Annotated in this window: 23 protein-coding genes; 15 read left to right on the forward strand and 8 right to left on the reverse strand. The window is 68.5% G+C overall.

Annotated elements, in window-relative coordinates; translation table 11 throughout:
• Positions 1-8: 8 nt before the first annotated feature.
• The 3 genes from OG776_RS15760 to OG776_RS15770 form a co-directional block, all read right to left on the reverse strand.
• Positions 9-1,385, reverse strand: a complete 1,377-nt coding sequence (locus OG776_RS15760) for an FtsK/SpoIIIE domain-containing protein (RefSeq protein WP_329326436.1) — start codon at positions 1,383-1,385, stop codon at positions 9-11.
• Positions 1,385-1,741, reverse strand: a complete 357-nt coding sequence (locus tag OG776_RS15765) for an SCO3933 family regulatory protein (protein WP_329326438.1) — start codon at positions 1,739-1,741, stop codon at positions 1,385-1,387. Before OG776_RS15765 ends, OG776_RS15760 begins: the two co-directional genes overlap by 1 nt.
• A 156-nt stretch (positions 1,742-1,897) precedes the next feature.
• Positions 1,898-2,683: a GntR family transcriptional regulator gene (locus OG776_RS15770; protein ID WP_129813870.1), complete on the reverse strand. Its 786-nt coding sequence runs from the start codon at positions 2,681-2,683 to the stop codon at positions 1,898-1,900.
• A 107-nt stretch (positions 2,684-2,790) separates the two neighbouring features.
• On the opposite strand from OG776_RS15770, the gene OG776_RS15775 reads away from it, so the two are divergent.
• From OG776_RS15775 to OG776_RS15790, 4 genes are read left to right on the forward strand one after another with little or no spacing between them, the layout of a single operon-like run.
• Positions 2,791-3,198 carry an NUDIX hydrolase gene (locus OG776_RS15775; protein WP_329326440.1) on the forward strand — a complete coding sequence of 136 codons (408 nt, stop codon included), beginning with the start codon at positions 2,791-2,793 and terminating at the stop codon, positions 3,196-3,198.
• Positions 3,199-3,244: 46 nt separating this feature from the next.
• Positions 3,245-3,673, forward strand: a complete 429-nt coding sequence (locus OG776_RS15780; protein ID WP_329326441.1) for an ATP-binding protein — start codon at positions 3,245-3,247, stop codon at positions 3,671-3,673.
• The gene (locus OG776_RS15785) at positions 3,667-4,020 is read left to right on the forward strand and encodes a hypothetical protein (RefSeq protein ID WP_329326442.1); all 354 of its coding nucleotides are present in this window, start codon (positions 3,667-3,669) and stop codon (positions 4,018-4,020) included. The genes OG776_RS15780 and OG776_RS15785 overlap by 7 nt, the downstream gene beginning before the upstream one ends.
• Complete coding sequence (locus tag OG776_RS15790) at positions 4,017-4,394, forward strand: hypothetical protein (RefSeq protein ID WP_329326443.1); 378 nt, start codon at positions 4,017-4,019, stop codon at positions 4,392-4,394. Before OG776_RS15785 ends, OG776_RS15790 begins: the two co-directional genes overlap by 4 nt.
• A 383-nt stretch (positions 4,395-4,777) precedes the next feature.
• Here the strand turns inward: OG776_RS15790 and OG776_RS15795 are convergent, their stop codons facing one another.
• The gene (locus OG776_RS15795) at positions 4,778-5,659 is read right to left on the reverse strand and encodes a DNA adenine methylase (RefSeq protein WP_329326636.1); all 882 of its coding nucleotides are present in this window, start codon (positions 5,657-5,659) and stop codon (positions 4,778-4,780) included.
• Between the two features lie 29 nt (positions 5,660-5,688).
• Here OG776_RS15795 and OG776_RS15800 point away from each other — a divergent pair, with 29 nt between their 5' ends.
• Both OG776_RS15800 and OG776_RS15805 read left to right on the forward strand, forming a co-directional pair.
• The gene (locus OG776_RS15800; protein WP_329326444.1) at positions 5,689-5,913 is read left to right on the forward strand and encodes a helix-turn-helix transcriptional regulator; all 225 of its coding nucleotides are present in this window, start codon (positions 5,689-5,691) and stop codon (positions 5,911-5,913) included.
• Positions 5,914-5,981: 68 nt separating this feature from the next.
• Entirely contained in the window at positions 5,982-6,812 is an 831-nt protein-coding gene (locus tag OG776_RS15805) for a DUF7687 domain-containing protein (RefSeq protein WP_329326445.1), read from the forward strand.
• Between the two features lie 429 nt (positions 6,813-7,241).
• Here OG776_RS15805 and OG776_RS15810 read toward each other — a convergent pair whose 3' ends face one another.
• Positions 7,242-8,927 (reverse strand): AIPR family protein, encoded by a 1,686-nt coding sequence (locus OG776_RS15810; RefSeq protein WP_329326446.1) that lies wholly within the window; start codon positions 8,925-8,927, stop codon positions 7,242-7,244.
• A gap of 1,166 nt (positions 8,928-10,093) precedes the next feature.
• Between OG776_RS15810 and OG776_RS15815 the strand changes: the two genes are divergently transcribed.
• Positions 10,094-10,330 carry a hypothetical protein gene (locus OG776_RS15815; RefSeq protein ID WP_148010451.1) on the forward strand — a complete coding sequence of 79 codons (237 nt, stop codon included), beginning with the start codon at positions 10,094-10,096 and terminating at the stop codon, positions 10,328-10,330.
• A 139-nt stretch (positions 10,331-10,469) separates the two neighbouring features.
• Here OG776_RS15815 and OG776_RS15820 read toward each other — a convergent pair whose 3' ends face one another.
• A complete protein-coding gene (locus tag OG776_RS15820; RefSeq protein ID WP_410093204.1) occupies positions 10,470-10,832 on the reverse strand; it encodes a hypothetical protein in 363 nt (120 codons plus the stop codon).
• Between the two features lie 370 nt (positions 10,833-11,202).
• On the opposite strand from OG776_RS15820, the gene OG776_RS15825 reads away from it, so the two are divergent.
• A complete protein-coding gene (locus OG776_RS15825) occupies positions 11,203-11,604 on the forward strand; it encodes a PPOX class F420-dependent oxidoreductase (RefSeq protein WP_261994642.1) in 402 nt (133 codons plus the stop codon).
• Positions 11,605-13,100: 1,496 nt separating this feature from the next.
• On the forward strand, positions 13,101-14,864 hold the full coding sequence (locus tag OG776_RS15830; RefSeq protein ID WP_329321250.1) for a beta-ketoacyl-[acyl-carrier-protein] synthase family protein: 1,764 nt from the start codon (positions 13,101-13,103) through the stop codon (positions 14,862-14,864).
• 88 nt (positions 14,865-14,952) lie between these two features.
• Here the strand turns inward: OG776_RS15830 and ku are convergent, their stop codons facing one another.
• Positions 14,953-16,125: a non-homologous end joining protein Ku gene (gene ku / locus OG776_RS15835; RefSeq protein ID WP_443077269.1), complete on the reverse strand. Its 1,173-nt coding sequence runs from the start codon at positions 16,123-16,125 to the stop codon at positions 14,953-14,955.
• A gap of 156 nt (positions 16,126-16,281) precedes the next feature.
• Between ku and ligD the strand changes: the two genes are divergently transcribed.
• Both ligD and OG776_RS15845 read left to right on the forward strand, forming a co-directional pair.
• Positions 16,282-17,163: a non-homologous end-joining DNA ligase gene (gene ligD, locus OG776_RS15840; RefSeq protein ID WP_329321254.1), complete on the forward strand. Its 882-nt coding sequence runs from the start codon at positions 16,282-16,284 to the stop codon at positions 17,161-17,163.
• A gap of 482 nt (positions 17,164-17,645) precedes the next feature.
• The gene (locus tag OG776_RS15845; RefSeq protein WP_148009842.1) at positions 17,646-18,923 is read left to right on the forward strand and encodes an ATP-binding protein; all 1,278 of its coding nucleotides are present in this window, start codon (positions 17,646-17,648) and stop codon (positions 18,921-18,923) included.
• Between the two features lie 58 nt (positions 18,924-18,981).
• Here OG776_RS15845 and OG776_RS15850 read toward each other — a convergent pair whose 3' ends face one another.
• Positions 18,982-19,785, reverse strand: coding sequence for an NERD domain-containing protein (locus tag OG776_RS15850; protein ID WP_329321257.1), 804 nt, complete (start codon positions 19,783-19,785; stop codon positions 18,982-18,984).
• Positions 19,786-19,882: 97 nt separating this feature from the next.
• On the opposite strand from OG776_RS15850, the gene OG776_RS15855 reads away from it, so the two are divergent.
• The 4 genes from OG776_RS15855 to OG776_RS15870 all read left to right on the forward strand — a co-directional run bounded on the left by OG776_RS15855 (position 19,883) and on the right by OG776_RS15870 (position 24,532).
• Positions 19,883-20,389: a protein-tyrosine phosphatase family protein gene (locus OG776_RS15855; protein WP_148009840.1), complete on the forward strand. Its 507-nt coding sequence runs from the start codon at positions 19,883-19,885 to the stop codon at positions 20,387-20,389.
• 211 nt (positions 20,390-20,600) lie between these two features.
• Positions 20,601-21,422: a hypothetical protein gene (locus OG776_RS15860; protein ID WP_329321259.1), complete on the forward strand. Its 822-nt coding sequence runs from the start codon at positions 20,601-20,603 to the stop codon at positions 21,420-21,422.
• A 143-nt stretch (positions 21,423-21,565) separates the two neighbouring features.
• The gene (locus tag OG776_RS15865; RefSeq protein ID WP_187285694.1) at positions 21,566-22,951 is read left to right on the forward strand and encodes an ATP-binding protein; all 1,386 of its coding nucleotides are present in this window, start codon (positions 21,566-21,568) and stop codon (positions 22,949-22,951) included.
• A 108-nt stretch (positions 22,952-23,059) separates the two neighbouring features.
• Positions 23,060-24,532 (forward strand): FtsW/RodA/SpoVE family cell cycle protein, encoded by a 1,473-nt coding sequence (locus OG776_RS15870; RefSeq protein WP_329321261.1) that lies wholly within the window; start codon positions 23,060-23,062, stop codon positions 24,530-24,532.
• Positions 24,533-24,540: the final 8 nt, after the last annotated feature.

Genomic DNA, 24,540 nt, shown 5'->3' on the forward strand with positions numbered 1-24,540 from the left:
GAAAGGAATCAGTCGGTCACAGGGCGAGGCTGGACAACCGGGGCCGCAGACTCGACGGGCCGTACGGGCACGTCGGGTCGAAAGGGCTTGAGCGCGGGCAGGTCAGGCACCATGTGCGCCGACTCCCGGCAGATCTCCGCGGCATCGCCGAGGGAGAGGTACGGCGTGCGGATGCGGGACCAGCCGCCGGATGAATCGCCCGCGACGGCGAGACCGGGCCGCTCGGGTGCGATGGCGCAGGCGGCGGAGACCGCTTCAGGGGCGATGTCACCGAGAGCCATTTTGGCCGAGGCTTCATCGTTGACGCGGTGGCAGACGCGGCCGGTCAGCTGGGCCCGGAGCATGGTCGCTCCCTTGCCGAGTTCGGCGCCGAAGCGCTGCCCGCACACCTCCAGGTAGATACCGGCAGCACGGCCGAGCTGGGCGAGCCGGATGAGCTGGGTGACCATCTCATCCCGCCGGTCCTCGTCCTTGCGCGTGGCCACGAGGAAGAGTTCGGCCACCTCGTCGACGAACAAGACGATGGGGACGGGGCGTTCGTCCTCGGGAAGCCCCCAGACGTCCGAGGTGATCTCCTCGTCGGGCGTGCCCGGGGCAAGACCTTGGCGTGCCTTGATCAGTTCGTACCGGTCCTCCATCTCTTGGATGAGTGCGGGCAGCAGTTCGGCCGCCTGCTCGGGGTCGGTGGCGAGGGCGGAGAGTCTCGCCGCGAAGGGGGACAGTTCCACGCCGCGCTTGCAGTCGATGCCGACCAGGGCGACGGGTTGCGGGGCGAGTCCGGCAACGAGGTGACGCAGATACATGGACTTGCCGGAGAGCGTTGCTCCGAGGGTGAGTTGATGGGGAACGGTGCGGTAGTCGCGTACGAACGGGGTGGCGTCCTCCCGCAGGGCCACGGGCACTTCGAGAAGCCCGGACGCGACCTTGCGAGGCATACGCACACGCCGCAGTACGTCGAAGCCGACGAGCCGCAGTTCGACCACGCCCGGCTTGACGGTCGTGACGTACACGGCGTGAACCCCCCAGGCGTGCCGGAGCCGTTCCGCCGAGGCGGCGACGTCTGCCGGCTCCTGACCGGGCGCGAGCCGAAGGCGAATGCGTAACCCGGTCGAGGTTGGCCGGATGATGCCCCGCCGCGGTGGTACGGGCCGAACTTCACGGCGGGTGGTGGCCTTGACCGCCAAGACCCGCAGCCGGGACGGAGCCACAGTCAGGCCGCACGCCTCCATGACCGAGCTGTACGAGCCGAGGAGCCGGGCCGTGGATATCGGGAGGCCGACCGTGGACCAGTAGACGCCGGGATGCCTGGCCCGGGTGTAGGCAGCCCCGCCGCCGAGTGCGGCGACAGGACCACCCACCTCCAGGAGCGTTGTCAGGTCGGTCATCAGGCCGTGGCCCCCATGGCGGCCGGGAACATGGCCGGGGTGACGGCGGCGGAGCGGTAGGCGATGCCGTGCCGCTGCTGGCCGTTGAACACGCTCTCCCACGGCCGGGCCACGAGACCCGGCAGCGAGATCGGTGCGCCGAGCGCGAGTCCCTCGGACACCCCGCTCTCGGGCACAGTGACCTTGATCAGAGAGGACTCCCCTTCCTCGATGTAGACGACGCCGATCGTCATCAGTGCCTCACCGGTGTTGACGTCCTTGGCGATCTCGCCGGTCTGACGGTCACGGACCTTGGGCTCGGGTGCCTCGGTCAGCAGGATCGTCGCGGCCGAGGTCTCCACACGGATGGTGCGCAAGAGTTCTTCCTATCTACTCGTCTATACAAGATGCGGCCTTCGAACCCGATCTCTCCGGGAACGCGGACCACCCTGCCACACAACTTGCCCACTCGTCTATACGAGTATGCCTGTTGGCGTGTACGAGTCCGAAGAAGTGGCCTCGCGCACCGCCTGTCAGGTCGCCGGGAGCTGGTAGGAGAGGACGTACGCGTCCGCCGCCATGACGGTGTCGCAGACCTCGACGGCCCGTCCCTCCGTGTCGTACGCGGTGCGGATCAGGTGAATCACCGGCACACCAGAAGCCAGCCGGAGTGTCTTGACCTCGGACGGCGCGGGCATCCGGGCGCGGATCTCCTCCTCGAAGTGGTCGAGGTGGTGTCCCAGCTCCTCAAGTCGGGCGTAGATGCCGCCGGGGCCGGGGTTGGGTTCGGCGATCTGCGTGCCGCGCGCGATGTCGAGCGGGAGGTACGACGTGGCGAACTCGACCGGTCGGCCGTCGAGCAGGTACCGGCGCCGGCGGGCGAGCACGCGCCGTACGGAGCCGAGCCGAGTGGAGATGTCCTGACTGGCCTTCTCCTCCTTGACCTCAAGGCTGTCGACCTGGGGGTGACTGCCCGCAGCGTCCGCCTCGACGATGAACGCGGACTTCCCCTGTTCGCGGTGGCGTCGGGCGAACCGGTCGGAGGCCAGCCGGCGGACGGGCGGACGCGGCCGGACGAAGACGCCCTTCCCATGTTCGGCGGCGACCAGGCCCTCACCCTGGAGGATGGAGAAGGAGTTGCGGACGGTCATCCGGGATACGCCGTAGTGCTCGACGAGCTCAGCTTCCGAGGGGAGTTTCTCGCCCTCCTTGAATCGCCCACGGTCGATGGCCTCGCGCAGCTGGTCAGCGATCTGCCGGAACACCGCACGATCGCTCGTGGGGTCCAGATCGCCGAGCAGGGACGGAAGTGAGGTCACGAGTACTCCTTTAGGTATCTAGACGAGTGGGCGAGTGTTGTTGCTACGGTGGAGAGCCTAGCGATCTGAGAGGGCCGAGGAACGTGAGCACTGACCGTCCCCACTCCGTGAGCGTTGCCGGAGTCATCGTCGACGACCAGGGCCGGGCCCTCTTGATCCAGCGGCGCGACAACGGCCAGTGGGAACCTCCGGGTGGCGTTGTCGAGCGGGAGGAAACCCTCCCCGAGGCACTCCAACGCGAAGTCCTCGAAGAAACCGGCATCAAGATCGCGCTTCCCGCGACCCTCACCGGCGTCTACAAGAACATGACGGGCTTGATCGTCTCTCTTGTCTTCCGCTGTGAAGCCGCCGATGGCTCGCCCACCACCGGGGACGAGACCCGCGCACTGCGTTGGGCCACCCGCGAAGAAGTCACCGACCTCGCCGATGAGGCGTACGCGATCCGCGTCCTGGACGCTCTCGACGCGGCATCCCCGCCGGCTGTCCGCGCCCATGATGGCGTGAAACTCGTCTAGCCCGAACCCGCTGCACATGGCGGCCTACCAGCACGAAGGAACTTGTATGCACGAGTATACGAGCACTGCGCGGGTCTGGGGCCTCACTTGCCCAGGATTTCCGGAAGAGGTGAGCAGGGCCCGCCGCTGGACACGGGACATCCTGCGTGGGTCGCCGTTGGCCGAGGACGCCGAGTTGATCGTGAGCGAGCTGAGCGCCAACGCGATCCTCCACACCGCCAGCGGACGGCGGTCGGGCAGCTTCCATCTGGCTCTCGCGGTCTCTTCCCAGGTGGTCGCTCTATCGGTCACAGACGACGGCGGCACCGGGACAGCGCCGAAGGCCGAGCACGCCGACCAGGACGCCACACACGGGCGGGGCCTGGGCATGGTCAGCTTGATCGCCCACCGGGTCGTGATCCACGACAGCCAGGCCGGCCACACGGTCACCGTGGAACTCTTCACGGGTGCCCAACCGGGAGGTCACCGGTGCTGACGTCGACAACTCCCGAGGAATTAGCCGAAGCGGGGCCGGGACAGGGTGGCACCTACCGCTGCTGGGCCGTGGCATACCCGCTGCACGAGACCAGCTCGATCCTCCTGGGATCGCACGATGCGACGAGTCCCCGCCTGGCCCTGCGGTGGCTACGTGAACGCACGAGGAACGTCACGGACCAGCTCGACACGGCATACGCCCAGCCGGGCCGCTACTGGCTAAGGGACGAGCGCGAACACGAACGAGCCCTTAGCTACCTGATCACGGGCACGGCCTACCAACTCACCCTGCACGACGAGAACACGCGCTACGTCCTCGTGACCTACCCGCCCGGAGCGACCTCGTGAACGGATACATCCGCGGCTTCTGGTGCGAATGCTGGACCGAAGACCTCACCAGGGCAGAGCAGCCGGCCCTTCACAGTTCGTTCGACGCGTACTCGGCCAGCCAGGCAGACCGCTGGATAGCGATCGCACTCCGCACCATCACGCCAGCGCTGGACTCCAGGGCGTCCGACGAGGCCTGGGAGTGGCTGTACGAGGGCCGCATCCAGACGAGGAGAGCTCTCCTGCGCTCGGAGCTCTGTACAGTCACGATCAACCAGGGCGGCATACGCATCTCTTGGACGGCCCGACCAGCGCTCTTCCTGCCCCTGGCACACAGGCGGGGCCTTGAACTTCCGTCCTGCGCATATGACTTCAAGCCCCATGCGACCGACTGAGTTACAACTTTCTCTACTGGTTCAAGGCGGCTCGCTCCGCTCCCCGCGCGCGGTACGGCCCCCGGCCGGGCCTGCGCTCCTGTCTCCGCCCCGCTCCAGCCCGGCCGGCGCCCGTACCGCGCTCGGAACAATCAGGCCGCTTGAGGCAAGAGGAGGGGTACGTCGTGGCTGGGGCGGTCGGCTCCACGGCTTTACGGAGCCACTTTGGCGCGAGCCTCGAAGATCATGGCCCCCAACGTCGTGCTTTACCGGGCAGGTCCACAGACTGCCCGACGCGCCGGAAGCTTACGGGGCCATGATCACTCGCACCAAAGCAGCGCCACCCCAAAGCCGCTCCGCCGACCTCGGCAGCACTCGCCACCAATCCACCGACGACACATTCGTCAATCGAAGAGAGTCAAGCTCTGCTGCTGTTCATTCAATCCACCATCGGGGATCTCGTATGACGTGAAAACGAGATCTTGACTGCCGCGCTTCTGTGACTTCAGATTAATGTCACGGCGCGTAGCCATTGACGTGACGTGAAAACTCTTGAAGATCTCCCTGGTGAGCGGAGTCTCGCTGTTCGACATGGTTACAAAAACACCGCGATCCGCGGCCTCTAGCATCCCTGTCGCCAACCGGTGCTGATCTTCTTCCCCGAATTGTTCGGGAGTATACCGCTTAAAGTCGGCCCAGCCCCCAAGGGGGACATATGGAGGGTCAAGGTAGACCCAATCCCCAGCTTGCGCCTCCCTCAATGCATTGGCGAAATCTCGATGCTGAATCTCTACACCTTGAAGCGCTTCAGCGGCAGCAAGCAGGGTCTTTCGATTGTAATATGGGCGGTCATACTCGCCATAAGGGACGTTGAATTGACCCTTCTTATTGACCCGCCAGAGCCCACGAAATCCGGTCTTATTTAGAAAGACTACGCGCGCTGCACGATCGACATCAGACATCTCACGGACGTCCTTCGATCGAAGCTCATTATAGAACTCCCGGTTATTTGGCATTTCATCGAGCAGCGCCATGACCTTCTCTGGGTCATGCGCAACCTGCTGAAAGCAGATAACCAACTCAGGGTTCGCATCTGAGAGAGATGCCTCACTCGGACCCAGCTCGAAGAAAACTGCAGCACTCCCCATAAAGGGTTCAAAATACCGCCCTTCGAACGCAGGCGCGAGGGCTACGAGCTGATCCGCATACCGCGTCTTCCCGCCGACCCACTTCAGGAATGAACGCCCCTCAGCGAGGCGACTGCTACTCATAGTCTGTAGACCCATCGTCGTCACTCGGGCAGTATACAGCCCTTGTGGATGATCGTTCGGTCTTGGTCAGGTTTGGCCAAAACGTTAGGAAGCTCCGCGTCGAGGCCGGGCTATCGCAAGAGCAATTGGCAGACATTGCACGCCTTCACCGCACCTACATCGGGAGCGTGGAACGTGGTGAGCGCAATATTAGTCTGGTGAATATTTACCGACTCGCGGAAGCGCTTGGTGTCAGCTCAAGGCATTTGCTACCTGACGACGAGGGATAGACGAAGTGAGACGCCAAGACGGTTTCGCCGCTCCACGCTGGGATGATCCATTCTGGCACGTTGTGCGAATGCTCGCCGATCAGCCGGCGGCACAGCGTAGATACGCCGATGCAATTTCGCCAAGCCAAATCATGGATCTCCTTCGTTCGGCAGGCACGCCCGCAGCAGACGCATTGGCTCTGTACCTCCAGAAGCGGGAGGACGCATTGCAGCGCCTGTCTTCATATTGGAGCAAGCGGCGCGAAGTGTCTGAAACGGCTTTCAGCCTCATGCGGACTGAGGAGGAAGCCAAGAGAGACTACGCAACCGTCTCCGATCAGGTCCTGCAAAGCTACGGCGTACAACTCGCCGGCTATCACGCATCACCGAAGGTTCTCGTCAACACTGTAGACGCGGTTATTTACCGGGAATGCAAAAAGGCAAATGTTCCCGTAAATACCAATCCGCAGAGTCGCGCCGCCCTTTTGTCCGATGAGCATATCTGGGTTTCCCCAAGACGCCTTGACGGCGCTCTCCCTGACCTTCTGAACCCAGTTGCGCTATGGGAGATTAAAGAGTACTGGGGAAAGACAGGCGGCGGTTCAAAGATGTCTGATGCCATCTATGAACTGCACCTGGTCGGACTCGAGTTGCGCATGTTCGAGGCCGAGTTCGGAGTTCACGTAAACCACTACGCCATCCTCGATGGTCTGGAACAGTGGCGCGCAAGGAAATCCGACGTCCGGCGTACGGTTGACCTTCTATACATGGGGTTGCTCGATGAAGTCGTTGTGGGTAGCGAAGTAATATCCGAGTGGCCGCGAATTGTTATGGAGAACATCCGTCGCGCTGAGCGTGCCGACACACCTAGGGTGCCGAGGCAGGCTGTCGCTGACTCTCTGTTCCCAGAACTCGGTTAAGTCAGACTCGCTTCTCGGCAGAGAAGAATCGACTGAACTCGGGTCCCCAATTGTAAGCGCCCTGATTACAGGGTACCGAATAGTCGACATGTGCTCACATGGCACGCAGTGTCCTCGGTCAGCCGGCTGCGCCAAGGCACAGGTCTGAAAGTATCGCTCGTCACACCGTGACGAGCGATACTTTTTCAGCACACTCCACGGCCCTCCGCATGCCCGATAAGGTGTGACTTCAGCTAAGTGGCGTGTAGATCATATGGAACTGGAGGAGCCAGCTCAGCTCCTCCAGTTCCAGCAGCAGTATCAACAAGCTGCTCAACGCTCAACACGATCAGTCAAGGCTGACCTGCGGCTCGGCCGGGCATTCTGCGATCAGTCCCAGTCGCCAATGGGAAGCTGTCGCTCGGTGGTCTGAGCGCAGGCCCACCTGCTCTAGCTATCGCGCAGCTTCGTCAGGGCGCTTCGTGCAAGCCCTGCACACTTAGTTGCATTCTTGAAAAGGCTAGCGGGGTATCCTGGATAGTCGGCATCAGCCACATCAGTTACCACTGTCAGCGTCTTGGCCACTAGTCCCGGAACTTGACGAGCCTGGCTATTCCAGTCGAAGCGAGGGTCATCAATACTCTTCGTGTCTAGCTGGCGGAAAACCAGATGCAGGATGAAGCGGTTTCCGTGGACAGCCATTCCGCGAGCACGCCCCTCGAGAGACTGCAGGGTGTCCCCTAGCAACTCTTCAACTTGTCGCATGACACGAACTGATCGCCAAATACGCTGATAGGTTATCGAGGGGTTGAAGAGCTTTTTATACGCGCCCCGGTCCCCGGTATCCCACAACCGGCTGATCTCACGCTTAGCTTGCGTTGACAGGCTTACGTCAGGATTCGCGCATGAGAGAGCGATTGTAGCTTCAGTGACACTGCATCCGGTTTCTGGGGCGGGGTCCGCCTCTCCGGACTTATAGATGTATGTCAGACCCTCCACGAGAAACTCGTTCTTGATACGAGATTGTTCCGGATCGAGAGCCAAAAAATCTCGCCCGGTGATTCTGTTTTGAGTATTCGTAGCTCGCGTAACACTATTCGCGAATTCGGACTCTGCTCCTTCGAGGGAAATGAAGCGTACGGTCACTTTCGCTTTACCGAGATCGACACCTAGTCGCGCGGCCTTTGCGATCGAACCTACTGTCTGTGCTCCATTTACGACATCCGCCCCGGAAAATGTGAATGCGCCGATCCTTCGATCCGCTCCATAGGCAGGCGACTTAGAGATTTTCTCGCAGAGGATCGTAATTCCGTTATTGTAGTACCAGAATTCTGCGGGACTCTCGCGGAGAGTATCGATCAGCGTTTCGTTGACTTCCGAATTATTTAGCACGACACGAACATTCTTGCTAAAAAGAGCAGTGCCGTGCTCCCTGTGCCACTCTGCAACTTGCGCCGCGGAGACTTGACCGTAATAGGCTACCGGCTCTCCCGCGAACTGCCCCCAGTCTGCCAGCTCAACCGAGAGATCAATCTTCGGCAATTGGTGATCGTCCAGGAGTAGCTTGTGAATCCCCGACTGGCCTAGGTAGTTGAAAGATGCTACTTCATCCGGCGTGTTGAACGTCTCATCAAGAAACGTTTCCATGCGGTCACGTATATCCGAAGAGCAATCGCTTACGCCACTATGAGCCACGATGATCTCGATCTGCATCTTGGGATCTAGTAGCGCCTTTTCGATTTCCTTCTGGCGAACGCGAACCTTCTCGTTAAACCTCTCCCACCTAAGTTGCACTAGGTCTGAGATACCCTCGCGAAACTTGATGAAGTCGTCAAGTGCAAGACTTCCTCGACCGTCCTGCGACCACTTGGACTGGACAACCAATAGTCGATCTTGCTCCAAGTTGAGCGCAATGGCATCAATCCCATTATCCCCAGATCCGTCAGTCACTGTTGCAGAAGCCGACTCCCAGTCCAATCCTCCTCGCTTAGCAATTACGAAGGCGGCCAGCGCGCGACTCAGGTGATTTACGTATACGTGCGCGGGTTCGTGAGCCGCGAGGTCGCTTACATCAACAAAGGGGAAGGTTGTCTCCTCAACACGGCGCTGAATTTGAGTGAGTTGCAGCAGTCCCATGTGTCCTCGGCCTCAATCGATCGCCTACCAGGGGAGGCTAAGAGTAGTAGCAGTTGCGGCATCCAGGGGTGGTCGTACGAAGATTCGTGCCGCAGCGGACTTGTTCGAACCCTACGGACCAGCCTCAGCTACGGGCGCGTGAACAAACCATGGCGGTTGAAGGAGGTAGGGGTCGTTACCGCAGCGATCGCCGGCTGCCTATGACGCTCGATCCTCAGCTACAGCCCTGCCCTCGTGTAGGTAGCCATCGAGTGTCATGGGATCCTCGTCGAGCGCGCGGGCTCACCAACATGGCGGTTGACTGCTGCCAGCGACTGTTGTCGTCTATCTGACGGCTTGCTTTGTCCCAGATGCGGTCCAGACTTTACAGCCGTTGCAGTTCCCCGATGCCAGCGGTCGGGGAGTCTGAGTCGTGGACCACCTGTGGACAAGTCCGGCTCTCCAGCACGGTGAAGAGGCTCAGACCTGCACCGACCCAGTGCATCGCATCGGCCTCCGGAGCCGTGTGCGCAGGTTCGAATCCTGCCGGGGGCACTCGCCGTAGATCAGCAAGAATAAAGCGCTGACCAGGGCGGATGCCGAGAGAAGAGGGCGGGAGTCAGTCTCACTGACTCCCGCCCTCTCTTGTCGTCTCTCACTGTCCGCGCACCATCCGCGGTACATGCGACACACCTCCGACACGCTCACGCGGTCCTCACGAACAGGGCACCCCTGCCGACGTCGGAGGACTCTGCGGAAGCATGTGGACATGCCCAAACCGAAGAGCTTCACAGCGTGGTTGAGGTTTTCTCAATGACCTAAACCGATCGAAAGAGTGGCATCGGCGATGGCGCTAATCATCCCGACCGGACCTCACGGAAGGAGCGGTCGGGCAGCACGCCTCGAAGAGTGCGGTGCCATCCCAGCCGCGATCGAGATGTTCGATAACGCCCGGGTTCGATACGAGGCGTACCGGGCGGCGCTAGGCGATACCTGAGCCGATAGCGCGGGCCAACAGGGCTTTTGGACACTGTTGCACCTCTAGCGACCGGTCCGGCGGGTCGCGTCACCGACTCCGCTCCCGACAGGGATGTCACCCGAACGGCCTAACATGACGTGTCACCCACATGGATGAACATCAAGCTGAGTGGTGTCCCAACCGAGGTATTCCGTGAAAGGCGAACCAAATGCGCATTCGACGAATCCTCGCCGCCGTCATCGCGACGGCAGCCCTCTCCGGACTCGGCATCACAGGCGCCGCCACCGCCACCGCCACGACCACAACCGCCACAACCGCCACCCCCGCCAGCCTCACCCCGGGTGAGTGCGAGCAGGGCGGCGGAATGGTCGATCGGTCGCGCACGTCCGCGGCCAAGCTCCCGATCTGCAAGGGCGGCAAGTTCGACGGGCAGGATGTCGACTAACCCCCACCAGGCGCCCCGCAGCCACGCGCTGCGGGGCGCTCCCAGGCGAGCCGTGGCCGGGAGAGCCGCAGGTAGGTGCCGACCCATAAGGGCGGTCCGAATCTCCCGGACCGCCCTCGCGGCGCGATGACACGGAGCGCTATGCAGCGCCTCCGTCCTCTTCCAATGCGCTTGTGATCTTCGCGTTGGCGGCTTCCTCGTGGCCGTCGATGCAGCCGTGACAGCGCCGGTGGATCACCTCGGGAGAGTTGCCGGCCCGCCGGGCAACCTCAGCGATCGGCACCCCCGCGTTCAACCACCGCGTGACGCATGCGTGCCACAGGTCGTAGGGGCGCCCGGCCAACCGTGAGTCGACGCGCTCGGGCGGGAGCGCATATTCCCGCGTCTCCTCCCACACCCGCCAGTAGGCAGAAGAGCCGACCGCTCCCCCACGCTCGTTGCCGAACGCGCGCCCCTCCTTGGCCGTGCCGTACCCGTCCAGGTGCGCCCGCAGGATCGCCACCAGGACGGGCGGAATGGGGACCGGCCGGTCGCTCTTGGCCTCCCGTGCTGTCAGCCCGCGGCGGTCGTGCCGTTCCCCGGAATCGGTCCACTGCTCACCAGAGACGGGACGCGTGTCCCGGAGCGTCGGTGTGCCCCGGTCTGTGTCCGTGAGATGAAGACGGGCCCGGTCTCCCCCGCACTCCCGCTCCGGTGGCGCGACTTCGAGGCCCCGGCAGGCATGACGGACGACCGTCACGTGGTCACGCCCAAGGCGAAGTACCGCGAACTCTGAGCCCGGCCGGTGAGCGGTTCCGTGGGCTGGGCGAGGGCCGGTCCGTACGCGTGGCTACCGTGGACCCGGCATCCACCGGCCCTACTCCTGGAGACCCGTGCCCGTATCCCTCGGCGAGAACGTGCTGGCGATGCTGCGGCGCCCCAGCACCTGCTACATCGCCACGACGATGCCCGACGGTTCGCCCCAGCTCACCCAGACATGGGTCGACACCGACGGCGAACACGTCCTGATCAACAGCGTGGAGTCGCATCAGAAGACCCGGAACATCGCACGCGACCCGCGGGTGGCCCTAGCGGTCTCCGACCCCTCGGAACCGTCCTCCTACGTCCAGATCCGCGGCCGTGTGGTGCGGGTGACCACCGAGGGAGCGGTCGAGCACATCGAGGCGCTCGCGCAGAAGTACCTCGGCCGGCCCTACCCATGGTTCGGCGGTCGCGACCAGGTCCGGGTGATCTACGTGATCCTGCCCGAGCGGATCACCAGCCCCCGCGGCTGAGCTCGTGTCACGAGGCCGGGGTCCGCGGCGCGGCGGGGAACCGCCGCGCCGCGCGGCCTCACACCTGGACCGGCTCCGTTCCGGCGGCCGCCGGAACGGCGGCGCCCGCGGCGCGGCGGCGGACGGGGACGACCGGAGTACCAGTAGCCGGCGACCATCAGTGCGATGACGACGACGGTCTCGGTGGCCCACACCCAGGCCGCGGCGGTGGCCGTCTTGGGCGGCACCCTGCAGGCCGGTGGAACCGCTCCTGAGCGGATCGCTGCCGCTGTGACTGCGCCGGGGAAGACGCAGCCCACTTGTCGCAACCGGCCCGACTCGATCCTCCCGCCGCCGTAGGGTGCGGCGGCGCGGGCACCCCCGCATAGGTTGGCCGTCTGATCCAACGCCCCGCGACGAGGATCAGCCGATGCGCGGCAGGACCACCATCCGCCTGTCGAGCCCGCCGACGTCGCCCCGACAGCCGCGCAGCGGGTGGTCCGCCGCTGTCTGCCTCCTGCGCACCGCGATACAGGAGGACAGCCCACAGCTCCCGGGATCAAGGAAACGGCTGACCAGAGCCCATCTGCAAGCCGAACTCCGATGGTGCTCCGTAGCCGTGTGCGCAGGTTCGAATCCTGCCGGGGCACCCCTTATGAGGTGCACAGAGACCCCGTCACCAGCGGAAACGCGGCGGCCGGGGTCTTCGCGTATGTGCAGGCGGATCGCGCTCGGGCCGTCGCGTGCCTGGATCGTCCGGATGAGCGGAGGGACGTAGTTCCACCTCCCGTACCGCTACGGCAGAAGGTGGCCCGGGGCTGCTGGGCGCCGTGGGGCCGCGTGGCTCGGGATCCCTGCTGGGGCGGTTCCTCGTCCCGGCTGCGGTCGTCAAGGCGCTGTCCGTTCGGCGCCGTTGTGGCTCCTTGCCCGGGTCGGGAACGAGGTCTCCCGCTGTGAGCCGTTGGGTATGGGGCGGCGGATGCCGCTGACTGGTCGATTCCATCAGGGTCCGTACGCGTCGGCCCTACGGCGTCGGGTATCTCCAAGTGGTCTGCGCTGAACAGGTGTCCCGCCCTGTTCGGCTCACCGGCGAAGACCCTCAGGGCCTTGCACCCATCGATCGCCCCACGCGGCCTGCGCCCACCTCCTGGGCTCGTTGACGGGCCTCGAGTGGGCCTGCCCCGTGTTCTGGCCCTCTCCCGGCGCCGAGTGGTCCGTCGTCCTTGGTGAGTGCGACTGCCTCTCCGGCGGCGGCCGTGTGCGTGTACTTCCGACGTCTTCCGCGTGCTCTCCGACCCTCGGCCGGGCCGGCCCCGACCCCGGACGGTGCGCCCCCGCGTGGGAGCCGGCGTTCTTTCGGGCCCGGCGTGCGCCGGCGCGGGGGCGGGAAGGGTGGGGCTCTTTTCCGCTTCGGGGAATGCAGGGTGTCGGCAGGTGAATGGTGCGGGCATCTATGCAATGGGGGTTTTCTCGTCGAGAGTTGAAGAGGGAAAGCACCAGAGAAAGTAATCGCTCGTATGCGCTATTCGTTCGACGTTCCCCTGGAACCCCACGCCCTCGTCGTCGCCGAAGTCGCTGCCGGTGATCTTCTCGCTCTCTCCGAGCAGGATCTGGCGGAGAACGCCTGGTACGTGGTGATGCGCACCCTGGCGGAAGCTCCGGGTGCCGTTCGGCTCACGTTGCGGCCGCCGCTCGGCGGGAGAGACCGTGACGTGGTTCTCGAACGCGGGATTCGGGTGAGCGTCAGCTGTCGTCGGGTGGACCTCTCGGGCATTCCCGAGCTCGACTCGTCCGATCTCGGCGCCGTCGAATTCCGGGACGGAGACCGGGTCGGTTCACTGCGTGTGGTGGATCCCCGGGCCGTCGAGGAGTCGTACACCCGTAAGTGGGGGCGGTGGTACCGGGATCCGGACTGCGGGGAACAGGAATCCCTCTCCGACGGGGAGTTGCGGGAGCGGGGCGCCCGAGACCTCCGTCGGGAGCACCTCGTACGGCATCGTCCTCGTCCGCGGCGGTCCGCCGAGGTCCGTGCGGCGCGGCGGGTCGTCGTCACCGGGCTCGGCGCCGTGACGCCCCTCGGCGTCGGAGTCGGGGAACTGTGGCGGGGGCTGCTGGAAGGACGGTGTGGGATAAGGGAGTTGGAGGGCGAGGAGTTCGCCGGGTTGCCCGTGCGGATCGCGGGGACCGTGCCCGTCGACCCCGCCCGACTGCTGCCCCGGCCGCAGGCCCGTCGCATGAACCGGGCCGCCCGGTTCGCCGTGCTCGCCGCCCGCGAGGCCTGGGAGGACGCCGGGCTCGACCCGGCCGGCACGGAGGAGAGCGGTCTCTCACCCGAGCGGGTCGGGGTCTCGGTCGGCTCCATCCTCGGTGACGCCTCCGTCCTCGTCGGCGGCGACCGCGCGCTGCGCGAGCGCGGGCCCCGCGCCGTCTCCCCGCTGACCACGCCGATGACCGTGCCCTCGCAGGCCGCGTCGCAGGTGTCGCTCGCCCTGCACATCACCGGTGAGGCCCGTACCGTCACGAGCGCGTGCGCCTCCGGCACCGAGGCCGTCGGGCAGGCCGTCGACCGCATCCGCCACGGGCGGGTCGACGTCGCCCTCGCCGGCGGCGCCGAGGCGGTGGTCACCCCGGCGATCATGGCCTCCTTCGCCGCGATGCGCGCGCTCTCGGCCCACCCGGTCGGGCTCACCAGCCCCTCCCGGCCGTTCGCCGGCGACCGCGACGGCTTCGTGAACGGTGAGGGCGCCGGGTTCCTGCTCCTCGAGGCCGAGGACCACGCACGGGCCCGCGGGGCGCGCGTCTACTGCGAGGCCGCGGGCTGGGGTCTGTCCGCGGACGCCCACCACATGGCCGCGCCCGACCCGTCCGGCCGGGGTATCGCCCTGGCGCTGCGCCGCGCCGTCGAGGACGCGGGCGCCCATGTCGTCGACGTCGTCCATGTCAACGCGCACGCCACCGCCACCGTCGACGGCGATCTCGCCGAAGCGGGCGCGCTGCGGGCCGTGTTCGGCGCGCGGGTGCCGGTCACCGCGCTCAAGGGGCACCTCGGCCATCTCCAGGGGGCGGCGGGCGGTGTGGAGGCCGTCGCCACGGTGCTCACCCTCCATCACGGCCTGATCCCGCCCACCATCGGCTGCGACGTCCCGGACGACGCCATCGGCCTGGACGTGGTGACCAAGAGCCCCCGCCCCCTCCCCTCCTCCGGAGACCTCGCCCTCAGCAACTCGTTCGGGTTCGGGGGGCACAACGCGGTGGTGGCCTTCCGCCGCCGACCGGCGTGACCACGGACATCGGGGGCGGGGCGGGAAGGTGGCCGGGGGACGGCTCCTGGTGGTGCGGCCCCCGTGACGGGCGATCCGGTACGTACGTTCACGCCGAGGCGCGCTTGCGCGGGGCCTGTTTCTTCGCCGTCGCCGTGTCCTTCTTGGCGGTCGTCCTCTTCGCCGCGCTCTTGGCGGTCCCCTGGGCCGTCGACTTCGCGGTCGTCCGCGCGGTGGACCCGGAGGGCGACTTTCCCGTGCCCCTCTTCGCCGCCGCCGTCTTCGTCGTCTTCGTCGCCTTCGTGGTCCTCGTCGCCTTCGCCGCCGTACTGGCGGTCGTCTTCCTCGTCGTGTCCGACGCCGTCCTCTTCGTGGCCGACGTGGACTTCTTCCCGCCGACCGCCTTCGGTGCCGTACGCGCCGGTCCGCGCGCCGGAAGCGGGGTGACCTCGGCCCTCCCGGCGTTCTCGGACTCCGCGCCCGTCGCCCCGTCCGTCCCCTCGCCCCGGGACTCCTTGGCCGCGCGCACGCTCTTCTCCAGGGCGGCCATCAGGTCGAGGACCTTGCCGCCCGGTTTCTCCCCGGCGGGCGCGGCCGGCACCCGTTCGCCGGAGGCCTTGGCGGCGATCAGTTCCTCCACGGCGTCCCGGTAGTCGTCGTGCAGGTCCGCGAGGTCGACCTCGCCGAGGGTGTCCATCAGGGCGTCCGCCAGGTCGAGCTCCTGGTCGCGGACGGTCACGCCCGCGTCCGGCGCCACCTCGTCCGTACCGCGGATCTCGTCCGGCCACAGCAGCCCGTGCATCGCGATCACGTCGTCCACCACCCGCAGCATCCCGAGCCGCTCCCGGCCGCGCAGCGCGAACTTCGCGATGGCGACCTTCCGGCTGCGCTTGAGGGCCTCGCGCAGCAGGACGTACGGCTTGGTGGCGGGGACGCCGTTCGCGGACAGGTAGTAGGCCGTGTCCATCTGGAGCGGGTCGATCCGCTCGGCCGGCACGAAGGCCACGATCTCGATCGTCCGGGCGGTCGGGATCGGCAGCGAGGCCAGGTCCTCGTCCGTGACCGGGATCAGCGAGCCGTCGCCGTCCTCGTACGCCTTGCCGATCTCGGCGCCGGTGACCTCGCGGTCCTCCAGTTCGCAGACCTTCCGGTACCGGATGCGGCCCCCGTCGTCGAGGTGGATCTGCCGGAAGGAGATCGAGTGGCTCTCCGTGGCGTTCACGAGCTTGATCGGGATGCTGACCAGCCCGAAGGAGATGGCGCCGTTCCAGATGGATCGCACGTGCAGCACCTTCCTGACACGGATTCGAAGGGCGAGGGGTCCGACACGGTTTTCGAGAGGTGCGGTCGGAAGCAAGGCTAGACGCGCGTTCGCGACAGCACATCCGCAGACGGGCCGACGAGCGCCCCGCCCGCGGTTCCGTGCGAGGCTCGACCCATGACGCCGATCACCGAGGTGGAGGGCCGGCGGCTCACGCTCACCCGTCTGGAGAAGGTCGTCTACCCGGCGACCGGCTTCACCAAGGGCGAGGTCCTGCACTACTGCGCGACGGCCGCCGCCCCGCTGCTGGCGCACCTGCGCGACCGGCCCGTCTCCTTCCTCCGCTATCCCGACGGACCGGACGGCCAGGTCTTCTTCACCAAGAACGTGCCGCCCGGCACACCCGACTGGGTCGGGACCGCCGAGGTCCCCCGGTCGGCGGGGCCCGCCCGGATGGTCCTCGTCCAGGACCTCCCCTCGCTCATGTGGGCTGCGAACCTCGTCACCGAGTTCCACACACCGCAGTGGCGGGCGGACCGGCCCGGTGAGGCGGACCGGCTGGTCCTCGACCTCGATCCCGGCGCGCCCGCGACGGTGGTCGAGTGCTGCCGGGTCGCGCTGTGGCTGCGGGAGCGGCTGGCCGCGGACGGGATCACGGCGTTCGCCAAGACGTCCGGCGCGAAGGGGCTGCATCTGCTGGCGGCACTGGTGCCGGTGGCGTCCGAGGACGCCGGGGCGTACGCGAAGGAGCTCGCCGTGGAGGCGGAGCGCGCCCTGCCGGGACTCGTCACGCACCGGATGACCAAGAGCCTGCGGCCGGGGAAGGTCTTCGTCGACCACAGTCAGAACGCGGCACGCAAGACGACGGCGACCCCGTACACGCTGCGCGCCCGGGCCACACCCACCGTCTCGACCCCCGTCACCTGGGACGAGGTCGCCGGCTGCGCCGATCCGGAGCGGCTCGTCTTCCGCGCCGAGGACATCGCGCCGCGGCTGGAGCGGTACGGCGATCTGCTGGCCCCCCTCCTCGACCCGGACCGCGCGCACGTCCTGCCCTGAGCGGGCGGTCTCCGGCGACGACCGGCGGACAGCGGGTACGTCGTGGGCCACGGCCCTTGGGCAGCGGGCGGGGGCAACGCCCCGGCCCTTGACCGGCGGGCGCGGTGCGGACGATCCGTGAGCGGAAGTACGTGAGCGGCGGGCGCGGTACGGATACGGGCGCCTGCCGCGGGCGTCGCTCACGGGCCGCGCCTTCTCCCCAACCACCCGGCACCCGGATCATCGCGTCCCCGGCCACCCCGCCCCGCATCGCAGGTCGCCTCCCACCCCACCCAGGTCGCCCCGCGTCCCGCCCGCGCGGACAATGGGCAGGACCGGGTCGACGGACGGGGCCCGGGGCGCGGCCGGGGACGACGGCGGGCCCGGAGTACGTACGGGTACGGCGGGACGGGGCCGGGCCACACGCGACGGGACGAAGGCGGCGCAAGGTGGTGGCCGGGCGCCACCCGGGGTGGCGGCGGCCCGCCGGCGAGGTGGCGACGATGCCGACGTGGCGACTGCGGGACTTCCACGACGATGATCTCGACCAGGCGATCCAGATGTGGGACCAGAACCGGCAGGCGGACGACGCCGTCGCCGTGTTCCCGGTCTCCGAGGTCATGGCCGCGGCCCGGGGCGACGGCACCGCGGTGGTCGCCGCGGCCGGGGACGACATGGTGGGCATGGCGGTGGCGCAGGCCCGCGGCGAACGGGCCTGGATCACCTTGGTGGCGCTCTCCGCCGCGTGGCGCGACCGGGGTATCGGCAGCGCCCTGATCGGCGAACTCGAACGGCGGCTGCGGACCCAGGACGTACGCCGGATCGGGGCGCTGCTCGCACCGGGGGCCACCGGGACGAGGGCTCTGGAGAACTCCGGCTACCGGGCGCGCGCCGGGCTGGTCCTCTACGAGAAGGTCGAGCATCTCGGCGCGGGCGAGGCGGGCCTGCTCGCGGAGCTCGGCGGGAGGCTGCAGCCGCAGGGGCTCTGGCGCGCGCTCGCCGGCATGGAACGGGAGAAGGACGCCATCGAGCGGCGGATCGTGCTGCCGCTGGCCGAGCCCGCGCTGGCCGACCGGTACGGGGTGGCGCCGCCGAAGGCGGTCATCCTCTTCGGTCCCCCGGGCACCGGGAAGACCAGTTTCGCCAAGGCGGTCGCCTCCCGGCTGGAGTGGCCCTTCGTGGAGCTCTTCCCGTCCCGGCTGGCGGCCGGCGCCGACGGGCTCGCCGCGTCGCTGCGGGACACCTTCGCCGAGCTGGCGGAGCTGGAGACGGTGGTCCTGTTCATCGACGAGGTCGAGGAGATCGCGGGCGCCCGCTCCGGGCCGGCCGCCGCTCCCGGTCACGGTGTCACCAACGAGCTGCTGAAACTGATCCCGGGGTTCCGCGACCACGACGAACGGCTGCTGATCTGCGCGACCAACTCCGTGCGCTCGCTGGACCAGGCGTTCCTGCGGCCCGGGCGGTTCGACTACGTCATCCCGGTCGGGCCACCCGATCCGGCCGCCCGGGAGGCCATCTGGAGGCGCTATCTCGGGCCCGCCGCCGACCGGGTCGAGCTGCACCGGCTGGTCGCGGCCAGTGAGATGTTCACCCCCGCCGACATCGAGTTCGCCGCCCGCAAGGGTGCCCAGGCCGCGTTCGAGCGCGAGATCGCCGAGCGGCGGGGCACGCCCGCCGGTACCGAGGACTATCTGGCGGCCGTGGCCGACACCCGCCCGACGCTCACCGCGCAGGCGCTCACCGAGTTCGAGGAGGACATCGAGCGTCACGTACGGATGTGACGGCGGTCGGCCCGGCCGGCCGGGGTCCCCGGCGGCGGACGGCGCGCGGCGGGGGTCCTCACACCTTCCGCCAGGTGTGCCGGTCGCGGGCCATCGCGTGCAGAGCCGCCACGTCCGCCGGTTTCAGGACCCCGCCCAGCCGGGCCAGGGAGGACAGTTCGGTGTCCTGGAGCACGCGCAGTTCACGGAGCGGGGAGAGGACGTCCAGGCCCGCGGGACCGGCCAGGGCCAGGACGGGACGGACCTCGGCGGTCAGGGCGTACGAGGCCCGGTCGGCGTCGGCGCGGACCTGCCGGAGCAGGGGACGGGACTCGCGGCGGCCGACCGTGACCATGGGATCGGTGACGTGGACCCGCTGTTTACGGGCGTACAGCGCACGGATCGCGAAGAGGCCCCCGGGGCCGATGAACAGGTGGTGGATACGGTCCGCGCCGGACAGCGGGACCGAGTGCACGGTGTGCCAGCCGGCCCCTTCCAGCCGGTCGAGGGCGTCACCGACGGCCTGTTCGGCGGCGAGCGCGCGGCGGCGCGGGTCGGGCCGCAGCCGGTGGGCCGGCCCGGGGTCGCGGTCGAGGTCGACGAGCAGTGCCTCGCCGGGCCGGTTGGGCGCGAGGTCGTCGTCCGGATGGAGGGTGAGCCGGGCCAGTTCCGCCGGGGTGGGCACCGGGGGCGGCCCCACGGTCACCGGGCCGGTGAGGAAGGGTGCGAGCGTGTCGAGCACGTCCTCCCGGCGGTCCTCGCTGAGCAGGTTGACCCGGGCCGTGTCACGGTCGTACCAGGCGACGTTCCTCCCGTCGGTCAGGCACACGTAGAGACGCTCCTGTCCGTGGCGCCAGGCCGGTACGACCCGCAGTCCGCTCATGCACCATCACCCCACGACCATGGGAACAGGCGGGGTGCTCCAGGGGCAAGAACCCGGTTACCTTTGTGAGGAGTTGGGGGAGTTGTGGGAGGCGCCGTTGCGGACTCGCAGAGAGCAGCCCGATGTACCCGCTCCGCAGAATCCGTGGAGCGAGATCGTGCCCGGCCTGTGGATGGGCGGGCACGCCTTCGCGGGGCCCTCCGGGGAACCGGAGTTCGCCGTCGTGCACGATGAGTTCGACCTGGTCCTGACCTTGCTGCGGATGCCGGGGCACGGTCCGGACCCCGGCGTCGAGCACCATGTGTGGCCGATCCCGGACGGTCCCCTGGACGGCACGCAGCTGGCGGGCGTGATCCGTCTCGCGCGGGCCGCGGACGACGCGCTGGAGGACGGGCGCCGGGTCCTGGTCCGCTGCTACCACGGGTACAACCGCTCGGGGCTCGTCGTGGCGCACGCGCTGGTTCTCGCCGGATACGGCGCCGACGAGGCGATCCGGCTGATCCGGAGCCGCCGCTCGCCGTGGGCCCTGCACAACGAGTTGTTCGAGGAGTACCTGCGGGCCGGGCTGCCCACCGCCCGGCTCCTGGAGGAACTGGCGGAGTAGGGCCGGACGGGGCCGAGCGGGGAGAACCGGCAGAGCGGAGCCCAGCGCTCCGGTCGGCCGCGGCCGGTGCCCCGGCGGGCCGTCTCCCCGCAGACAAAAAGGACTTCCGTACGAATAAGGTGGAGGCGTCGGTTCCACCGGTTGCCCGCCGGCCTCCCGCACCGGGCCCTCCCCCGCCCCGGACCGAGGCCGGCCCGTACGCAGGAGAGCAGTGACCCCCACTCGGCCCAGCCGCCACGCACCCGCCGTCCTCGCCCTCGCGCTGGCGGCGGTCCTGGCCGGCTGTGGCGACTCCGGCGCCCTGCGCGCCGCGGGTGAGACGCCCACCGCCGTCGGCCCCGCCAGGCTCTGGCCGGAGCTGCCGCCCGCGTCGACGCCCGCCCTCGACTACGGCGAGGCCGACACCGAGGTCGTCAAGGGCGTCACCGCGCCGGGCGACGACATCCACGAGGTGGACCCGCTCGACGTGGTGCGCGCCGAGGTCGCCGCGCACCCGGACGAGTACTCCGGCGCGCACGCCTCGCACGCGGCGACGGCCCGGCAGCTGGCGGACTGCGGGAAGAAGGGCGCGCTCGGCGAGAAGTGCCCGGTCCTGAAGGCGTACTACCGCGATCTCACCGGCGACCGGAAGGACGACATGGTGCTCGGCATCCGCTTCCCCCGCAACCAGCTCGCCGTGCGCGTGTACGCCTTCCTGGACCACCGGCTGGTCCAGGTCATGGGCACCTCGGACAGCGTGGTCAGCGTGGAGCTCGCGGGGCGCCAGGTGATCATCCGTTCGCCCTCGACACTGCCGGGCTACGAGTTCCGTACGGTGTGGACCTGGGACCCGCATCAGAACGCGATGCTGGCGACCCGCGACGAGATCCTCCGGGTGTCCACTCCCTCCCCGGCCTCCCCGACCGGCACTCCCTCCCCCAGCGGTACCACCGGCCCCGCGCCCGTCCCGCCGCCGTCCGCGTCAGCGCCGCCGTTCACGCCGCCCGCCCCGTCCCGGTCCCCGTCCGCGCCCCCTTCGGCGAGCGGCTCGTGACGCGCCCCCCGCGGCGCCCGCGACCCGCCCGGCGCCTCCGCGCCGCCGCACTCCCCCGCGCCGTACGCTCCCTGCGGGCCCTGTGCCGTGTCCCCCACTGGACCGCCACCCTGACCTGGAAGGCGACCGCCTTCCTCGCGGTGATGTGCTGCGGTCTCGCCGCCCTGCTCGGCATCCTCGTCCATGTGTCGGTGACCGACCAGACCGTCGGCGAGGCCCGCGACCGCGCGCTCGACCGGCTGACCGAGGTGACGACGGCGTACGAGGACGGCGACCGGCTCCCGCCGGGTGCGGGCGTCGACCTGCCGGGACTCCCGGCCTCACTGCGCGCACTGGCCACCGATGGTGTGCGCGGCACGATGGTCGGCGACCGGGACACCCACCCGACCATGTGGGCGGCGGGACCCGCCGACCGCGGGCGCGCGCTCGCCGTGCAGTTCGACTACGCGCAGGGAGCCCACGCCATCGACGCCCTGGACCGGGCCATCGTGTGGTCCTCGGCGCTGGCGATCGGCGCCACGCTGCTGGTGGGGGCGTTCGCCGTGACCCGGGTGACCAGGCGGCTGCACGCGACCGCGCGGGTGGCCCGGCGGATCAGCGCCGGCGACCTGGACGCGCGCGTCAACGATCCCCGTACCGTCCAGGACACCCGTGCCGTCCAGGACGCCCGCGCCGGCGCCGACCCCCGTGCGCAGCGCCCGCCGCGGCCCCAGGACGAGGTGGCCGCGGTCGCCGGGGCGCTCGACACGATGGCGGCCTCGCTGCAGGGCAAGCTGCTGAGCGAGCAGCGCTTCACCGCGGACGTGGCGCACGAACTGCGCACCCCGCTCACCGGACTGCACGCGGCGGCCGAGCTGCTGCCACCGGGCCGCCCGACCGAGCTGGTGCGCGACCGGGTCGCCACGCTGCGCACGCTCACCGAGGACCTGCTGGAGATCTCCCGCCTGGACGCCGGACGGGAGCGGCTCGAACTCGACTCGGAACCGCTGGGCCCGCTCGCCGGGCGGGTGGTGTGGGCCTCCGGCACCGGGACCGAGGTCCGCGTCCTGCGCGACACCAGGGTGGAGACCGACCGCCGCCGGCTGGAGCGGGTGCTCGGGAATCTGGTGGCCAACGCGCACAAGCACGGCAGGGCGCCGGTGGCGCTGACCGTCGACGGCCCGGTGGTGACCGTGCGGGACCACGGTGACGGCTATCCGGACTATCTGCTGGAGCACGGCCCGCAGCGGTTCCGCACCGAGGGCGGCACCAAAGGGCACGGCCTCGGTCTGACGATCGCGCTCGGCCAGGCGGAGGTGCTGGGCGCGCGCCTGGTCTTCACCAACGCATCCGACGGCGGTGCGCTCGCCACCTTGACGCTCCCTCAGGGCGCCACGGAGGAAAGGACCGACGGGATCGGCCCCGAGGCACGGGACGGGCACGCGAAGGAGGACGAGCCAGAGGCGCGGGACGAGCCCGAGGCGCGGGACGGGCGCGGGGAACGGGACGGGAACGGGGAACAGGACGGGAACAAGGGAAGCGGCTCCTGACCCCTCAGCTCGCTCCCGGACTCGACGAACCCGCGTGCGGTACACCGAATCGGACCGTTCGTCACCACATGACGGGACATCGCCCGTACCACTTGCTACGTTCCGGACATGATCCAGCCCGGAATGCCCGGTTCGGACGGAAAGAGCGGAACGGCCGGACCAACCGGTACGGCCGGTACCACGGGACCCGCGGGACCTACGGGACCCGCGGGACCCACCGGTACGGCGTCGGTGGCGGACCCGCCCCCGCCGCTCCCCGCCGCACGCCTCGCCCGGCGCCGCGGCATCGAGTTCACCCTCATCGTCGTCGCCGTGCTGCTCTCCGTGTACGGCTACTGCGCGGTCGGGCTCGCGCGGCACGGCACCGTCCCGCCCGGTGCCGCCGGTTACGGCGCGGGGCTCGGCGTGCTGGCGCTGCTCGCGCACCTCGCGGTGCGGCTGCGGGCGCCGTACGCCGATCCGCTGCTGCTGCCCATCGCCGTCCTGCTCAACGGTCTCGGCCTGGTGCTGATCTACCGGCTCGACCTGGAGACGCCCGACGACCCGGCCGCCCCGATCCAGCTCATCTGGTCGACCCTCGGTGTCGCGCTCTTCATCGTGGTCGTGTTCTTCCTGCGCGACCACCGCGTCCTGCAGCGCTACACCTACGTCTCGGTCGTCACCGCGCTCGCGCTGCTGCTCCTGCCGATCCTCTTCCCCGCCGTGAACGGCGCCCGGATCTGGATCAGGATCGCCGGATTCTCCATCCAGCCGGGCGAGTTCGCGAAGGTGCTGCTCGCGGTCTTCTTCGCCGGCTACCTCGCGGCCAACCGCAACGCGCTCACCCACGCGGGCCGCCCGATCCTCGGCTTCATCCGGCTGCAGCTGCCCACCGGCCGCGTCGTCGGCCCGATCGTCACCGTGTGGCTGCTGAGCGTCCTGGTGCTCGTCCTGGAACGGGACCTGGGGACGTCGCTGCTGTTCTTCGGCCTGTTCGTGATCCTGCTGTACATCGCCACCGGCCGCACCGGCTGGATCGCGGTCGGCCTGCTGCTCGCCTGTGCGGGCGCGACGGCCGTGGGCCGGATGGAACCGCACGTCCACGGGCGGGTGCAGGACTGGCTGCACCCCTTCGCGTCGATCGACGCGGGGCTCGGACCCAACCAGCTCGCGCAGTCCCTCTTCGCGTTCGCCGCCGGAGGGGTGCTCGGCACCGGTCTCGGTCTCGGCCACTCCATCCTGATCGGCTTCGCCGCCAAGTCGGACTTCATCCTCGCGACGGCGGGCGAGGAGCTGGGCCTGTCCGGGCTCTCGGCGATCTTCCTCCTCTACGCGCTCCTCGTGGAGCGCGGCTACCGGGCCGGCCTCGCCCTGCGCGACCCCTTCGGCCGGCTCCTCGCGATCGGTCTCGCCTCGATCGTGGCGCTCCAGGTCTTCGTGATCGCGGGCGGGGTGACCGGGCTGATCCCGCTGACCGGGATGGCGATGCCGTTCCTCGCCCAGGGCGGCTCCTCGGTCGTCACCAACTGGATCATCGTCGCGCTGCTGATCCGGATCAGCGACTCGGCCCGCAGTCAGTACGACGGGACGGCCGCGCCGTGAGCCGCCGG

This window comes from Streptomyces sp. NBC_01689, from assembly GCF_036250675.1.
Classification (GTDB): Bacteria; Actinomycetota; Actinomycetes; order Streptomycetales; family Streptomycetaceae; genus Streptomyces.

Excerpts from the sequence above, each read along its gene's own strand:
- OG776_RS15760 (WP_329326436.1), bottom strand. The coding sequence starts at position 1,385 with ATGACCGACCTGACAACGCTCCTGGAGGTGGGTGGTCCTGTCGCCGCA.
- OG776_RS15780 (WP_329326441.1), top strand. The coding sequence starts at position 3,245 with ATGCACGAGTATACGAGCACTGCGCGGGTCTGGGGCCTCACTTGCCCA.
- OG776_RS15795 (WP_329326636.1), bottom strand. The coding sequence starts at position 5,659 with ATGGGTCTACAGACTATGAGTAGCAGTCGCCTCGCTGAGGGGCGTTCA.
- OG776_RS15805 (WP_329326445.1), top strand. The coding sequence starts at position 5,982 with ATGCTCGCCGATCAGCCGGCGGCACAGCGTAGATACGCCGATGCAATT.
- OG776_RS15810 (WP_329326446.1), bottom strand. The coding sequence starts at position 8,927 with ATGGGACTGCTGCAACTCACTCAAATTCAGCGCCGTGTTGAGGAGACA.
- OG776_RS15815 (WP_148010451.1), top strand. The coding sequence starts at position 10,094 with ATGCGCATTCGACGAATCCTCGCCGCCGTCATCGCGACGGCAGCCCTC.
- OG776_RS15830 (WP_329321250.1), top strand. The coding sequence starts at position 13,101 with ATGCGCTATTCGTTCGACGTTCCCCTGGAACCCCACGCCCTCGTCGTC.
- ligD (WP_329321254.1), top strand. The coding sequence starts at position 16,282 with ATGACGCCGATCACCGAGGTGGAGGGCCGGCGGCTCACGCTCACCCGT.
- OG776_RS15845 (WP_148009842.1), top strand. The coding sequence starts at position 17,646 with ATGCCGACGTGGCGACTGCGGGACTTCCACGACGATGATCTCGACCAG.
- OG776_RS15850 (WP_329321257.1), bottom strand. The coding sequence starts at position 19,785 with ATGAGCGGACTGCGGGTCGTACCGGCCTGGCGCCACGGACAGGAGCGT.
- OG776_RS15865 (WP_187285694.1), top strand. The coding sequence starts at position 21,566 with ATGTGCTGCGGTCTCGCCGCCCTGCTCGGCATCCTCGTCCATGTGTCG.
- OG776_RS15870 (WP_329321261.1), top strand. The coding sequence starts at position 23,060 with ATGATCCAGCCCGGAATGCCCGGTTCGGACGGAAAGAGCGGAACGGCC.